Origin of the sequence: Pararhizobium sp., assembly GCF_035497515.1 — a bacterium.
Lineage (GTDB): Bacteria > Pseudomonadota > Alphaproteobacteria > Rhizobiales > Rhizobiaceae > Pararhizobium.
On the sequence record NZ_DATJDJ010000110.1, the window covers coordinates 1 to 13,409 of the forward strand.

At 62.2% G+C, this 13,409-nt stretch carries 13 protein-coding genes and 1 riboswitch; of the genes, 4 read left to right on the plus strand and 9 right to left on the minus strand.

The genetic code is table 11. The features are described from left to right. The first annotated feature begins 106 nt into the window (after nt 1-106). From VL202_RS11470 to VL202_RS11480, 3 genes are all read left to right on the plus strand, one after another. On the plus strand, nt 107-1,768 hold the full coding sequence (locus VL202_RS11470) for a urocanate hydratase (protein WP_325464248.1): 1,662 nt from the start codon (nt 107-109) through the stop codon (nt 1,766-1,768). 102 nt (nt 1,769-1,870) lie between these two features. Further along, the gene (locus VL202_RS11475) at nt 1,871-2,860 is read left to right on the plus strand and encodes a threo-3-hydroxy-L-aspartate ammonia-lyase (RefSeq protein ID WP_325464249.1); all 990 of its coding nucleotides are present in this window, start codon (nt 1,871-1,873) and stop codon (nt 2,858-2,860) included. A 74-nt stretch (nt 2,861-2,934) separates the two neighbouring features. Further along, entirely contained in the window at nt 2,935-3,804 is an 870-nt protein-coding gene (locus VL202_RS11480) for an aldose 1-epimerase family protein (RefSeq protein WP_325464250.1), read from the plus strand. Between the two features lies 1 nt (nt 3,805). Here the strand turns inward: VL202_RS11480 and VL202_RS11485 are convergent, their stop codons facing one another. The 5 genes from VL202_RS11485 to VL202_RS11505 form a co-directional block, all read right to left on the minus strand. Then, nucleotides 3,806-4,567 carry an SDR family oxidoreductase gene (locus VL202_RS11485; RefSeq protein ID WP_325464251.1) on the minus strand — a complete coding sequence of 254 codons (762 nt, stop codon included), beginning with the start codon at nt 4,565-4,567 and terminating at the stop codon, nt 3,806-3,808. 3 nt (nt 4,568-4,570) lie between these two features. Next, on the minus strand, nt 4,571-5,395 hold the full coding sequence (locus VL202_RS11490; RefSeq protein ID WP_325464252.1) for an ABC transporter permease: 825 nt from the start codon (nt 5,393-5,395) through the stop codon (nt 4,571-4,573). Then, nucleotides 5,395-6,261, minus strand: a complete 867-nt coding sequence (locus VL202_RS11495; RefSeq protein ID WP_325464253.1) for an ABC transporter permease — start codon at nt 6,259-6,261, stop codon at nt 5,395-5,397. Before VL202_RS11495 ends, VL202_RS11490 begins: the two co-directional genes overlap by 1 nt. Before the next feature lie 197 nt (nt 6,262-6,458). Then, nucleotides 6,459-7,619: a spermidine/putrescine ABC transporter substrate-binding protein gene (locus VL202_RS11500; protein ID WP_325464254.1), complete on the minus strand. Its 1,161-nt coding sequence runs from the start codon at nt 7,617-7,619 to the stop codon at nt 6,459-6,461. Between the two features lie 42 nt (nt 7,620-7,661). Then, complete coding sequence (locus VL202_RS11505; RefSeq protein ID WP_325464255.1) at nt 7,662-8,744, minus strand: ABC transporter ATP-binding protein; 1,083 nt, start codon at nt 8,742-8,744, stop codon at nt 7,662-7,664. 203 nt (nt 8,745-8,947) lie between these two features. Between VL202_RS11505 and VL202_RS11510 the strand changes: the two genes are divergently transcribed. After that, nucleotides 8,948-9,751 carry a helix-turn-helix transcriptional regulator gene (locus tag VL202_RS11510; protein ID WP_325464256.1) on the plus strand — a complete coding sequence of 268 codons (804 nt, stop codon included), beginning with the start codon at nt 8,948-8,950 and terminating at the stop codon, nt 9,749-9,751. Nucleotides 9,752-9,794: 43 nt separating this feature from the next. On the opposite strand, the gene VL202_RS11515 is transcribed toward VL202_RS11510, so the two are convergent. The 4 genes from VL202_RS11515 to VL202_RS11530 all read right to left on the minus strand — a co-directional run bounded on the left by VL202_RS11515 (nt 9,795) and on the right by VL202_RS11530 (nt 13,391). Next, complete coding sequence (locus VL202_RS11515; RefSeq protein ID WP_325464257.1) at nt 9,795-10,268, minus strand: 6,7-dimethyl-8-ribityllumazine synthase; 474 nt, start codon at nt 10,266-10,268, stop codon at nt 9,795-9,797. 92 nt (nt 10,269-10,360) lie between these two features. Continuing rightward, a riboswitch (FMN riboswitch) is annotated at nt 10,361-10,519 on the minus strand. A 129-nt stretch (nt 10,520-10,648) separates the two neighbouring features. Further along, nucleotides 10,649-11,713 (minus strand): ABC transporter ATP-binding protein, encoded by a 1,065-nt coding sequence (locus VL202_RS11520; RefSeq protein WP_325464258.1) that lies wholly within the window; start codon nt 11,711-11,713, stop codon nt 10,649-10,651. A 14-nt stretch (nt 11,714-11,727) separates the two neighbouring features. Beyond that, nucleotides 11,728-12,519, minus strand: a complete 792-nt coding sequence (locus VL202_RS11525) for an ABC transporter permease (protein WP_325464259.1) — start codon at nt 12,517-12,519, stop codon at nt 11,728-11,730. Continuing rightward, complete coding sequence (locus VL202_RS11530) at nt 12,516-13,391, minus strand: ABC transporter permease subunit (protein ID WP_325464260.1); 876 nt, start codon at nt 13,389-13,391, stop codon at nt 12,516-12,518. Before VL202_RS11530 ends, VL202_RS11525 begins: the two co-directional genes overlap by 4 nt. Nucleotides 13,392-13,409 lie beyond the last annotated feature (18 nt).

The window sequence follows — 13,409 nt, forward strand, 5'->3', positions numbered from 1 at the left end:
TGTCGGCAAGGGAAAAAAATGATCTCCCGCGCTTGAGGGGGAGATGTCACGCAGTGACAGAGGGGGGCGAAACTCTCCGCGTAAAGATAGTAGAGAGGAACCCGCCATGCCCAAACCAAACCCGCGCCATCCTAATTTCCCGATTCCCGGCGGCCCGGAGCTGCGTGCCAAGGGCTGGCGGCAGGAGGCCCTGCTGCGGTTGATGGAAAACGTGCTGTCCGTCGGTGAGGACCCGGACAACCTGATTGTTTACGCCGCTCTCGGAAAGGCCGCGCGCAACTGGGCGTCCCACAAGGCCATCGTGAAAACGCTGCTTGAGATGGACGAGGACCAGACGCTGGTGATCCAGTCGGGCAAGCCGGTCGGGCTGTTGAAGACCCATGCCAAGGCGCCGCTGGTGATCATGGCCAATTGCAACATTGTCGGCCAGTGGGCGAAGGCCGAGGTGTTCTACGAGTTGGAGAAACAGGGGCTGATCTGCTGGGGCGGGCTGACGGCCGGCGCCTGGCAATATATCGGCAGCCAGGGCGTCATCCAGGGCACCTACGAAATTTTCATGCGCATCGCCGAAAATAGGTTCGGCGGCGATCTCGCCGGGCGCTTTATCCTGACCGCAGGTCTCGGCGGCATGGGGGGGGCGCAGCCGCTGGCGGGTCGCATGGCGGGAGCCGCGATCCTCTGCATCGATATCGATCCGGTGCGCGCCGAAAAGCGCAAGGCGATCGGTTATCTCGAGCATGTGGCGCCGGACCTTGATACGGCACTGGCGATGATCGATCAGGCGGTGAAGGAGAAGCGGGCGACTTCGATCGGCCTCGTCGGCAATGCCGCCGCCTTGTATCCCGAGATTGCTAGACGCGGCATCGTGCCGGATATCGTCACCGACCAGACCTCGGCGCATGATCTGGTTTACGGCTACGTACCGAAGGGCATGAGCATCGAGGAAGTGAAACGGCTGCGCGTCGAAGGGCAGGGCCAGTTGATGGCGGCCAGCCGCGCCTCGATTGTCGATCATGTCAAGGCGATGCTGGAATTCCAGGCGAAAGGATCCGAGGTCTTCGACAATGGCAACCTGATCCGCACCCAGGCACGCGAGGGTGGTGTCGCCAATGCGTTCGACATTCGCATCTTTACCGAAGCCTATCTCCGGCCGCTGTTTGCCCGCGCCATCGGTCCGTTCCGCTGGATGGCGCTGTCGGGTGAGGAAAGCGATATCGCCCGCATCGATGATCTTTTGCTGCAGATGTTCCCGAACAACAGGATCGTCACCAACTGGATCAAGCTTGCGCGCGTAAACGTGCCGTTCGAGGGCCTGCCCGCCCGCATCGCCTGGCTCGGTCATGGCGAACGCACCGAGCTTGCCGTCGCCGTTAATGCGCTGGTCGCATCCGGCGAACTCAAGGGGCCGATCGCCTTTTCGCGCGACCATCTCGATGCCGGCGCCATGGCGCATCCCAACATCATGACCGAGCGGATGAAGGACGGCTCGGACGCCATCGCCGACTGGCCGCTGCTCGACGCGATGCTGCTCTGCTCGTCCATGGCCGATCTCGTCGTCGTCCATTCCGGCGGCGGCGGTTATGCCGGCTATATGACCAGCTGCGGCGTCACCGTCGTTGCCGATGGCACCGAGGCTGGCGCGGAAAGGCTCAGCCACGCGCTGACCAACGACACGTCGCTCGGCGTCATCCGCTATGCGGATGCGGGCTATGAGGAATCCTCCGATGAGATCGAAAAGAAAGGCATCGGCTATATCGCGCTCGACTGAAGCGTCACGGTGACAATTGTTTCCTTGCGCCGGATGTCGCAACCGCGTGAATTGATGGCCTGACATCAGCATGCGGCGACAACCGGAGGCCAGGGAATGGATATGTCGACAGTTCAACGCGATCTGAAAATTCCGACCTTCGACGACGTCAGGGATGCGCAACGGCGCATTGCCGGCGTGGCGCATGTGACGCCGGTCCTGACCTCGAAGACCGCGGATGCGATGACGGGCGCCAGCCTGTTCTTCAAGGCGGAAAACCTGCAGCGGGCCGGCGCCTTCAAGTTTCGCGGCGCCTATAATTCGGTCGCCGCACTCGACCCGGCCGTGCGTGGCAATGGCGTCGTCGCCTTTTCGTCCGGCAATCACGCGCAGGCGCTCGCCTATGCTGCCCGGCTGCACGGAATTTCCTGCGTCATCGTCATGCCGAAGGATGCGCCGGAGATGAAGGTGGCGGCGACGCGCGGTTATGGCGCCGAGGTCGCTTTCTATGACCGCTACACCGAGGATCGCGAGGTTATCACGCGGCGGATCGCCACTGAGCGTAACGCCACGATCGTTCCGCCGTTCGATTATGCGGAGGTCATTGCCGGCCAAGGCACTGCGGCGCTGGAACTGATCGAGGAGGTTGGCCCGCTCGACTATCTCGTCGTGCCGCTCGGTGGTGGCGGCCTGCTTGCCGGCAGCGCGCTCAGCGCGCGGGCCTTGGCGCCCGGTTGCAAGGTTGTTGGGGTCGAGCCGGAGGCTGGCGATGACGGAAGGCAATCGCTGCAAAAGGGCGAGATCGTCACCATTCCCGTGCCGAAATCGATCGCCGACGGTGCGCTCACCACCGCCATTGGACGACACAATTTCCCGATATTGAAACAGGATGTCGACGACATCCTTGCTGTGAGCGACGCGCAACTGGTCGAAACCATGCGCTTCTTCGCCGAAAGAATGAAGATCATCGTCGAACCGACCGGCTGCCTTGCCGCCGCCGCCGTTCTGCATGGCGCCCTGGCCTGCAAGGGAAAACGCGTCGGCATCGTCCTCAGCGGCGGCAATGTCGATCTGAAAACGTTTGGCGCGCTGCTCGACGGCCGTCACATATAAATTTCCCGCCCGGCGGTTTCGTTTCCGGGGGACGGGCACTATTGTGCATCCGCGAACAATGCGGAGAGGCTGCCATGCCATCATCGATACGGATCGGCAATGATCACCTGACCGTCGAGGTCTCATCGCTGGGGGCGGAAATGCAGTCGGCGACCGGCCGGGATGGCCGATCCTGGCTCTGGAATGGCGACGCCACCTTCTGGGGTGGACGCTCGCCCGTGCTGTTCCCGATTGTCGGCAAAGCGCCGGAGGACACGATCTCCATCGGTGGCAAGACCTATCCGATGGCGCAGCATGGCTTTGCGCGCCGCGCCGAATTTTTGGCCGCCGGCTCCAGCCCGACCTTATGCCGCTATGAGCTGGAGGCATCGGATGCGACGCGTGCGGTCTATCCGTTCGAATTCCTGCTGGCCGTCGAGCACGCGGTGCACGGCCCGGTCCTGACGGTATCGGCCGAGGTCAGCAACCGCGATACCAGGCCAATGCCGTTTGGTGTCGGCTTCCATCCGGCCTTCCGCTGGCCGCTGCCGGGGGCAGACGGTCGGCCGCATGTGGTGACGCTGGACAATGGCGGGGAGCCACCGATGGTGCGCGTTCGCGGCGGACTGATCGATCCCGCTCCGCTGCCGTCTCCGTTCAGGGCCGGGAGGCTGGTACCGGAGGCGTCGATGTTCGAGGCCGACGCGATGATCTTCCCGGAAGGCGCAGACGATGGCCTGTGCTTTGGCGTCGAGGGCGGGCCGGAGTTGACGTTCAAATTCGAAAACCTGCCCAATCTGGCGCTCTGGACCAAGCCGGGGGCGTCCTTCCTCTGCATTGAGCCCTGGCATGGCACGGCGGCGCTGGTCGGCGGCTCGAATGCGCTGGAGGCGCGGCCCTATGCCCGGACGTTGGAGCCGGGCGAGACGGCGCGATATGCGTTTTCGGTCGAAATCCCGGCTTAATTCAAACGACGGCTTCGCCACCGTCGACCACGAGGATCTGGCCGGTCATGTAGCTGGATCGGTCGGAGACGAGAAAGAGGATCGACTCGGCGATTTCCTCGACCTGCGCCCAGCGTCCCATCGGCACCTTTTCGCGCACATAGGCTTCGATCGCCTCGCGTCCGCCCATCTGGGCGATGAACGGGCCGTTGAACGGCGTATCGACCCAGCCGGGGCAGAGTGCGTTCACGCGGATGCCAAAGCGCGCATAGTCGCCGGCCATCTGCCTCGTCATGGCAATGACGGCATGTTTGGTGGTGGTATAGGCGATCATCTCCCGGTCGTAGAGCACTCCGGAGGAGGACGAGGTGTTGAGGATGACGCCGCGTCCGGCGGCCTTCATCGCCGGCATGGCGAAGCGGGCGGCCATGAAATGGGCGCGGACGTTGAGGCTCCACGAGAGATCGAAGCCCTCGACGTCCACCTGTTCAAGATCGCCGGCGATCTGCGCGCCGGCGTGATTGTGAAGGATGTCGATGCGTCCGTGGCGCTTGAGGATGGAGGTTATGCCGGCCTCAAGCGAGATATCGTCGGTGACGTCGAGGATCAGGCTCTCCGCGCTGCCGCCGGCGTTGCGGATCATCTCAACGGTTTCGGTAGCCCCCGCCGTATTGCGGTCGGCAACCGCCACATGGGCGCCTTCGCGCGCCATGATTTCAGCGCCCGCCCGGCCGATGCCGGAGCCGGCGCCCGTGACGATGGCGATCCGGTCCTTGAGGATCATGGTCTACTCTCCCGCCTGCGGTTTTGTTGTCTTGTCCCGCATCAGCACCCGGGCGATGAGGATGAGCAGAAGTGAGGCCACCAGCACCATGGTGGCAATCGCGTTGATTTCCGGTGTCACGCCCCGGCGGATCGACGCGAAGACGTAGATCGGCAGCGTCGTCTTTGAGCCCGCGACGAAGAAGGCGACGATGAAATCGTCGAAGGAAAAGGTGAAGGCCAGCAGGAAGCCGGCCAGAATCGACGGCAGGATTTGCGGCAGGACGATCTGGCGGAAGGTCGTGAACGGCGTCGCGTAGAGATCGCTGGAGGCTTCGACGATATCGCGGCCGAGGCTCGCGATGCGCGCCTTGACGATCATCGTCACCAGCGCCAGCGAGAACAGGCCATGCGCGGCGATGATCGAGCCATAGCCGAGGCCAAGTTGCGGCGGCTTGTCGCCGGGCCAGATCGAGGCCAGCGCCGGATTGAGGAAGGAGAAGACCTCCACCAGCGCCACCAGCGTCGCGATGCCGATGACGACGCCGGGAACGACGATGGCCGCGGCAAACAGCCCGTCGAAGATGGCGCGTCCGCGGCTGCTCAGGCGCTGCATTCCCAGTGCTGCCATCGTCCCGAAGATTGCCGCCAGCACTGCGCTGGTAAACGCTATCATCAGGCTGTTCTGCAGGGCCGTGATCAGGAACGTGTTTCCGAGCGCCTTGCCGTACCACATGGTCGAGAAGCCGGTGAACTCGCTGGCATTGCGGCCGGCGTTGAACGAGAACAGCACGACCAAGGCGATCGGTGCGTAGAGAAACAGATAAACGGAAGTGACGAGGGTGCGCATCAGACGAGATCCACCTGTCTGGAGCCGGAGACTTTCCAGGCGATCCGCATGGCGACGCTGAGCACGATGACCACGACCACGACCAGCGTCACCGCGATCGCCGAGCCGAACGGCCAGTTGCGCGATTGCAGGAAGAGGTCGACCAGCGCGTTGCCGATGAAGAACACCTTGCCGCCGCCGAGCAACTGCGGGATCAGGTATTCGCCGAGCAGGAGAATGGTCACCAGCGCCACGCCGGTCATCACACCGGGAAGAGATAAAGGCAGGGTGACACTGAGGAAGGTCGAGATCGGTCTTGCGCCGAGATCGGCGGAGGCTTCGAGCAGCCGGCGGTCGAGCTTTTCGAGGCTGACATAGATCGGCATGATCATCAGCGGCAGGTAGCCATAGACGATGCCGAGCAGCACGGCGCCTGGCGTGTTGAGCAGGCGCACATCCTCGATGCCGATCATGCCGAGCAGATTGGGAATGCCGCGCGAGCCGAGGATATACATCCAGGCGTAGGTTCGCACGAGCAGGCTGGTCCAGAACGGAACGACGACGAGCGAGACGAGCACGATCCGGTATTTCGGATTGGACTTGATCGCAAGGTAATAGGCAACCGGATAGGCGACGATCAGGCAGAGGAAGGCGCCGACCGGCGCGATCATCATGGTGTTCCAGAAGGCCGCCGCGCGCGAGGGAAGATTGGCGAACTGGGCAAAGGTGAACGCCGCCTGGTAGCCGCCTTCCGGCGCCCGTTCGCCGAAGGCGAAGACCACCATCGCCATGAACGGCAGGACGAGAAAGACGAACAGCCAGATGCCGGCCGGAGCCACAAGGGCTGCCGTCGTCAGCTGTCGTTTCCTGTCCGGGGTGAGGGGCATGGAGGCGTCGTCCTTTTGATGGTTTCGAGCGAGAGGCTTTGCCCCCCACTCTAACCCTCTCCCCACTTGCGGGGAGAGGGGACTATCGAGCTTTAACGGCTATTTGGGTAATCCGAATAAGCGAGAGCGTGCCGCACTTTCCTTCTCCTTGTTTACGGGAAGAAGGTGGCCGACAGGCCGGATGAGGGGCTTTACCCTCATGCCGACTTGAATCGCGCCATCAGTTCCGCACGCGCCGGATCCGTCAGTGTCACGGCGGCGCCGAATTCGAGCTTGGTGAGCGAAGCCTCATCGGGGTAGACGATCTTGTTCGAGGTGATTTCGGCCGGCAACAATGCAAGCACGCGGCTGTCGGTCGTCGGCGCGCCGTTGGCGATGTGTTCCTTGACGGCATTTTCCGGCGTCATCAGGTAGTCGAGCAGGGCATAGCCGGCCGGCTTGTTGGTGGCGCTCTTCGGGATGGCGTAAAAATCCGTCCAGATCTCGCCGCCGTCGGTGCCGAGCACATAGGCGATCTCCGGCATGTCGCGGGCGAGCTGGGCGCCGTCGTTGGTCCAGCACATGGTGAGCCAGGCGTCGGTGGCGCGCATGCCGGGCTGATAGTCGCTGTTGATGCCGTAGAGATGCGGCTTGACCTTGATCAGCAGCTCCTCGGCCTTGGCCAGTTCGTCCGGCTTGATCGAATTGAAGGAATAACCGAGCGAGACCAGCGCGCTGCCGATGGTGGTCAGCTGGTAGTCATGGACCATGGCGCGGCCGTCGGCCTCGGTCATCGCGACCTCGAAGAAGTCCTTCCAGGAGGTCAGCTTGGTCTTGATCTTGGAGGTGTTGACCGCCATGCCGGTCGTGCCCCAGTTCTTCGGCAGGGCATAGGTCGTGCCGTCGACAGCGCCTTCGGAGGTGAAGCGCGCCGATTGCGACGCCTGCGAGAAGGCCGGAAGCTTGCTCATGTCGAGCGGATCAATCAAGCCGAGCTTCACATAGGTCGAGATCGTGTAGTTGGTCGGAACGAAGAGGTCCCAGCCGGTGCCGCCGGCCTGCAGCTTGGCCAGCATTTCCTCGTTCGAGCCGAAGACGTTGACCTCGACGGCGACGCCGGTCGCGGCCGTGAAGGCCTCGAAGGTCGCCGGATCGTGGTAGTTGGGCCAGGTCGCCAGCGACATGGTCGTGCCGAGATCCTCGGCATAGGCGGCGGAATTGAACAGGCCCGGCTGGCGGGCGAGGACGGCAGCCGCAAGGCCAAGCCCGGTGACACCGAGGAAGTGGCGGCGGGTGACGGAGCCGCGTTTCAGGCGCATCCATTCGTCGGTGAGGTTTTCGGCAGTGATCGGGGCATTTTCTCTGTACCACTTTGTCATGACTGTGTTCCCTTTTTTGTCTTGACGTGTACGGCCTTTTCCTCAGGCCGGAAAAACATGCACTTTGCCGGGATCGAAACTGAGCACGACCCGTTCGCCCGGTTCGACGAGGTCGCTTTCCTGCACGCTGCGCCGGTCGGCCGTGACGAGGAAATCGCCAAGGCCATCGACGCTGATCTGATATTCGGCGGTGGAGCCGAGGAAGATGCGGTGGGTGACGGTTCCAGTGAGCGCGCCGGCGCCGCCACCCGCTTGCCGTGAAAGCGCGATGGCTTCGGGGCGCAGCGCCACGGTGGCGGCGCCTTGTTTCTGGCCCGGCTTCACCGCCAGAGCTGTGCCGTTCGACAGTCGCAGCGTCGCTCCGTCAGCCTGGACCGTCGCCGCAATCCGGTTGGTCTTGCCGACAAAATCGGCAACGAAGAGATCGGCAGGCTTGTCGTAGACATCCTGGGGCCTGGCCATCTGGACGATGCGGCCGGCATTCATGACGCAGACCATGTCGCTCATCGACAGGGCTTCTTCCTGGTCGTGGGTGACCAGCACGAAGGTGATGCCCAGTTCACGCTGCAAGGTCTGAAGCTCGATCTGCATGGCCGTGCGCAGCTTCTTGTCGAGCGCCGCCAGCGGCTCGTCCAGCAGGAGCACCGACGGCTTGTTGACGATGGCGCGGGCGAGCGCCACGCGCTGCTGCTGTCCGCCGGACATTTCATGGATGCGGCGCGTCTCGAAGCCGCCGAGACGGACCATTTCGAGCGCTTCACGCGCCCGGGCGGAAATCTCGGATGCCGCCAGCCTCGGCCGCGCCTGCTTCAGGCCATAGGCGACGTTCTGCTCGACATCGAAATGCGGGAAAAGCGCGTAGTGCTGGAACACCATGTTGACGGGACGGCGGTAGGGCGGAACGCCGTTGATCGCGCGGCCGTCGATCAGCACCGTGCCTTCGCTCGGCTGCTCGAAACCGCCGATCATCCGAAGGCACGTGGTCTTGCCGCAGCCGGAAGGGCCGAGCAGGGCCACGAAGGCGCCCTTGGGTACGGCCAGATTGATGTCCGTCACGGCGGTCACGCTGCCATAGCGCTTGGTGACCGAACGGAACTCGATGTCGTTCGCTTGAGCGGCTGTCACGTCTAAAATTCCCCGCGGCTGTTTTTCAGAATACCGGACAATCCTGCGATCGCCCCGTTTCTCACCGTCTGGCATCAACCTATTCAAGCCTGCCGTTTGCGGTATATACCCCGAAAGAGGTATTTCAAGATGTTTGCCGCTGTGGAAGGTGTATATCCCGCAGGCAGTTGCCGTTCTTTTCCGCAGAATCTGGGCTTGAGTGCATGAGCATTGATCTGGAAGCATTGTTCAGGACGATCGGGCCGATGATCGGTGGCGGCGGTACCGGCGACGACGAGGCAGGCGGCGTCTTCTGCTCGCTGATGCGCTCGCTGGTGACCTTCGATTATGCCGTCATCTTCGCCTATCGCGAGAAGGAACGGCCGATCGATCTCTACAGCACCTTCACGCCGGAGGAGCATGTCGTTTTCGTCAGTCTCTACCAGGCCGGCCCGTTCCTGCTCGATCCGTTCTATCATGCCGCCCGGGAACCGAAGCCGGGCGTCTGGCGCATGCGCGAGCTCGCTCCCGATCGATTCTTCTCCAGCGAATATTTCCGCAGCTACTACACGCAGACGGGACTGGCGGAGGAGATCGGTTTCTTCATCGTGCTGGAAGAAGGCATCACGGTCGTGCTGTCGCTGATGCGGCGAGAAAGGTCCGGCGTTTTTTCAGGCGCGGAGTTCGCGCTTCTGAAGAAGGCCGAGCCGATGGTTGCCGGCCTCGTGCATCACGCCTTTCGGGATCTCGGGCGGCGCTTCGATGCGGCGCTTGCGAAAAGGACAAAGGGCGGCCGCAAGGCGGCGCACCCGGCTGCCGACCGCGTCTGGCGCAATCTCAATCTCACGGAACGGGAAGCTTCGATCATCGAGCTGGTGCTGCAGGGCCATTCCTCGGAATCGATCGGCTTGCGGCTCGGCATATCCACCGGAACCGTGAAGGTTCACCGCCGCAACGTCTACCGCAAACTCGGCATTTCATCGCAGACGCAATTGTTGTCGATCTATCTCAAGAACCTGGGGCAGTAGGGTGGCAAGGCGCCAAAGCAGGCGCCTCGCCGAAAGCGGTGGATCAGGCCGTGACAAGTGCCAGCTGGGCGCGGGCCTGCAGAATCTGCGAGGTCGCATTGGCGGCTTCGGTGCCCTTGACGACGAAATGCTCGCGGAAGAAGCGGATGTGCTGTTCGCTCTCTTGGAAGTGATGCGGCGTCAAAACGGTGGAGAGCACCGGAACGCCGGTGTCCAGCTGGACACGCATCATGCCGTCGAGCACGGTGCCGGCAACGAAATCATGGCGATAGATGCCGCCATCGACGACGAAGGCGGAGCCGATGATCGCGGAGAAGCGGCCGGTCCTGGCCAGCGTCTGGGCATGCAGCGGGATTTCCAGTGCGCCGGGCACGTCGAAGATCTGAACGTCGGATGCCTTGCCGCCGAGCTTTTCCCAATGGGCGACGAAGGCGTTGACACACTGGTCGACGATATCGGCATGCCAGCGGGCGCGGATGATGGCGATTTTCTGGGTGGGGTTCGAAGCAATTGTCATGTCAGTCTGGCCTTTCAAGGTTGCCATTTTTCAATGATCCCCTTGGGCGAACGCACAGGCGCGGAACACCCTTGGCAGGCGTTGCCTCGTCTGCTTGCTCTCTTCCTTCCGGACTTTGACCGTCGGCTCCGGAATTCAACCGGATCTGCTGACCTTTATCCCCGTAATCGCCGGGACATAAAGCGCTCGCGGGCTCCGGGATCTCTCCCGTTACCGCCGGTGGGGAGTTTCACCCCGCCCTGAGAACGTACGCTGACGACTATAAAGCCTGAGACCGTGCGGTCAAACGCGGCAAGCGACGCCGGACATGAAAAAGGCGACAGATTTTTTCTTAAAAACCCGTCGCCCGGAACATATTTTCCCGCAGAAACCAGAAGGGTTTATTCGCGGATGATCAGGAGGTCGCTGGCGGTGAAGCGCAGCGTCACCGTTTCGCCGACAGAAGGCGGGTTGAGGCCCGGCGCGTTGAACATGTCGAAGGAAATCACCGCGTTGCCGACCTTCATGCGCGTGCGGATGACCGAGCCGAGGAAGTTGCTGGACACGACGTTACCGGTGAGCGCGGTATCGCCCTTGGCGCCTTCGGCAATCGAGCCGGCTTCTGGGCGCAGCGCCAGCGAAACGGTGTCGCCGGCCTTGGCGATGGAGCCGAGTGGTTCACGAAGCGTGATGCCCTGGTCGCCAATCGTGATCCGGTTGCTGGCGGGATCAACGACCTTGGCCTCGATCAGGTTCAGCGTTCCGACGAAGGAAGCGACGAATCGGGTCGCAGGCTTGTTGTAGATGTCGAACGGTGTTCCGATCTGGTCGGCGCGGCCGGCATTCATGACGACGATGCGGTCGGAAATGGACAGCGCTTCTTCCTGGTCGTGCGTGACGAAGACGGTCGTGATGCCGAGTTGTTGCTGGATCATCCGGATTTCTTCGCGCAGCGAGACGCGGATCTTGGCGTCGAGCGCCGACAGCGGCTCGTCGAGCAGCAGGACCTGTGGTTTCGGCGCAAGCGCCCGGGCGAGCGCCACGCGCTGCTGCTGGCCGCCCGACATCTGGTAGGGATAACGGTCGGCCAGATGACCCAGATGGATCAGGCCGAGCATTTCCTTGACGCGGTCGTCGATCTCGGCTTTCGGCTTGCCGGCGACCTTGAGGCCGAAGGCAACGTTTTCGGCGACGTTCATGTTGGGAAACAGTGCATAGGCCTGAAACACCATGCCGATATTGCGCTGGTTGGGTTTCAGGTTTTCCTGGCTCTTGCCGCCGATTTCTATCCTGCCGCCGGTTGGCCTCTCGAAGCCTGCGATCATGCGCAGGATGGTGGTCTTGCCGCAGCCGGAGGGGCCGAGGAAGGAGACGAATTCGCCCTTTTCGATGCCCATGTTGAAGTCTTTGACGACCTGCACGGCTCCGAAGGATTTTTGGATACTGGTCAGTGTAAGAAACGACATACGTAAAATATCCCTCAAGCCTTGCGGGGGGCGGATTTGGAGAAGCGGCTGACGAGTTGAATCAGAGACAGGCAGCCCCAGGTGATGGCGAAGGCGATGACCGACAGCGCAAAGGGCTCATAGGCCTTGTTGGCGCCGATCCGCTGGAGATACGGTCCGAATGCCGGCCTGTCGAGAAGCGCCGCCAAAGTGAACTCGCCGATGACGATCGCGAAGGTGAGGAAGGCGCCGGACAGGACGGCCGGGATGACGTTCGGGAGAATGACGCGGCCGAGAATGGTCGTCCAGCCGGCGCCGAGACTTTGCGCCGCTTCCGTCAGCGTTCCGACATCGACGGTTCGAAGGCCCGTATCGACGGCGCGGTACATATAGGGCAGGGCAAGGATGGTATAGCCGAAGGCGAGCAGCACGTTCGTGCCGAAAACGGAACCTGTCAGCGGCAGCCAGCTCGAGGTGTTGTAGAGCCGGATATAGCCGAACACGATGACGATAGCCGGAATGACCAGCGGCATCAGTGTCAGGAACTCCACGTAAGGCCGCGCCCACGGCATCTTGAGACGCACCCAATAGGCGGTCGGTACGACGATCAGGATGCCGATGACGATGGTGACCAGTGCCATGACGACGGAATAGCTGAAGGTCTGCTGGAACTGCGGATCGGCGAAAACGCTGAGATAGGCGTCGATGCTGTAGACGCCGCGCCGGGCCTTCAGCGAAAACTCGAACAGGCCACCGAGCGGAACGAAGAAATAGAGCAGGCCGAAAAGGAGAGCGGCCCAGCCGGCAATGCGCGCCCAGATACTCATTTCAGCCACCTTTCGGCGCGGATGCGCAGCCAGATATAGACGATATTCGCGATGGCGGTGACGACGATCATGCCGAAGGCCATGGCATAGCCGAGGTGGGGATTGCCCAGCACGTCACCGCGGATTTGCGCGTAGAGCTGGATCGGCACGATGTTCAGACTTGAACCCGTCAGCGCGATCGCGGTCGCCACTGCGCCGAACGCGTTGGCGAACAGCAGCGCGAAGGTACCGAGCAACGACGGAAAGAGGATCGGGAAGGCGACCATTCGCCAGTATTGCACGGCCGTCGCGCCAAGCACCTCGGCCGCTTCACGCCATTCCTTCTTCAGTCCTTCCAGTGCCGGCGCGATGATGAGGATCATCAGCGGAATCTGGAAGAAAAGATAGGTGACGGTCAGCCCCCAGAAACTGAGGATATTGAAGCCAAGATCACGCTGGAGAACGATGCCGAAATTCTGGCGCAGAAACAGGGTGACAAGGCCGACCGGGCCAAACGTTGCAAGGAATGCGAAAGCAAGCGGCACGCCGGCAAAATTCGAGGCGACCCCCGAAAAGGTCATCAGCGGCGACTTGATCCAACCGGGAACTGCGCCGAAAACCACTGCCGCAGCCATGGCGAAGCCGATGATGCAGCCAAGCCCGGCGGAGGCGAATGATATCTTCACCGATATCCAGTAGCTGGATGGAATCGTCCCTTTTTGCAGATCGATGAGATTCTGCAGGGTGAAGGAGCCGTCACTGGTCTGAAATGCACCGATGATGATGTGCATGGTCGGCAGGATCAAGAACATCGTGACGAAGATCACGAAGGGCATGAGGCCCACCCATGTCAGGGGAAGGCGAAAACGGCGTGCGGAAGGAGCCTGGTTCATCTCGTCGATCTTCGCGCT

Excerpts from the sequence above, each read along its gene's own strand:
- VL202_RS11470 (WP_325464248.1), top strand. The coding sequence starts at position 107 with ATGCCCAAACCAAACCCGCGCCATCCTAATTTCCCGATTCCCGGCGGC.
- VL202_RS11475 (WP_325464249.1), top strand. The coding sequence starts at position 1,871 with ATGTCGACAGTTCAACGCGATCTGAAAATTCCGACCTTCGACGACGTC.
- VL202_RS11480 (WP_325464250.1), top strand. The coding sequence starts at position 2,935 with ATGCCATCATCGATACGGATCGGCAATGATCACCTGACCGTCGAGGTC.
- VL202_RS11485 (WP_325464251.1), bottom strand. The coding sequence starts at position 4,567 with ATGATCCTCAAGGACCGGATCGCCATCGTCACGGGCGCCGGCTCCGGC.
- VL202_RS11490 (WP_325464252.1), bottom strand. The coding sequence starts at position 5,395 with ATGCGCACCCTCGTCACTTCCGTTTATCTGTTTCTCTACGCACCGATC.
- VL202_RS11495 (WP_325464253.1), bottom strand. The coding sequence starts at position 6,261 with ATGCCCCTCACCCCGGACAGGAAACGACAGCTGACGACGGCAGCCCTT.
- VL202_RS11500 (WP_325464254.1), bottom strand. The coding sequence starts at position 7,619 with ATGACAAAGTGGTACAGAGAAAATGCCCCGATCACTGCCGAAAACCTC.
- VL202_RS11510 (WP_325464256.1), top strand. The coding sequence starts at position 8,948 with ATGAGCATTGATCTGGAAGCATTGTTCAGGACGATCGGGCCGATGATC.
- VL202_RS11515 (WP_325464257.1), bottom strand. The coding sequence starts at position 10,268 with ATGACAATTGCTTCGAACCCCACCCAGAAAATCGCCATCATCCGCGCC.
- VL202_RS11520 (WP_325464258.1), bottom strand. The coding sequence starts at position 11,713 with ATGTCGTTTCTTACACTGACCAGTATCCAAAAATCCTTCGGAGCCGTG.
- VL202_RS11525 (WP_325464259.1), bottom strand. The coding sequence starts at position 12,519 with ATGAGTATCTGGGCGCGCATTGCCGGCTGGGCCGCTCTCCTTTTCGGC.
- VL202_RS11530 (WP_325464260.1), bottom strand. The coding sequence starts at position 13,391 with ATGAACCAGGCTCCTTCCGCACGCCGTTTTCGCCTTCCCCTGACATGG.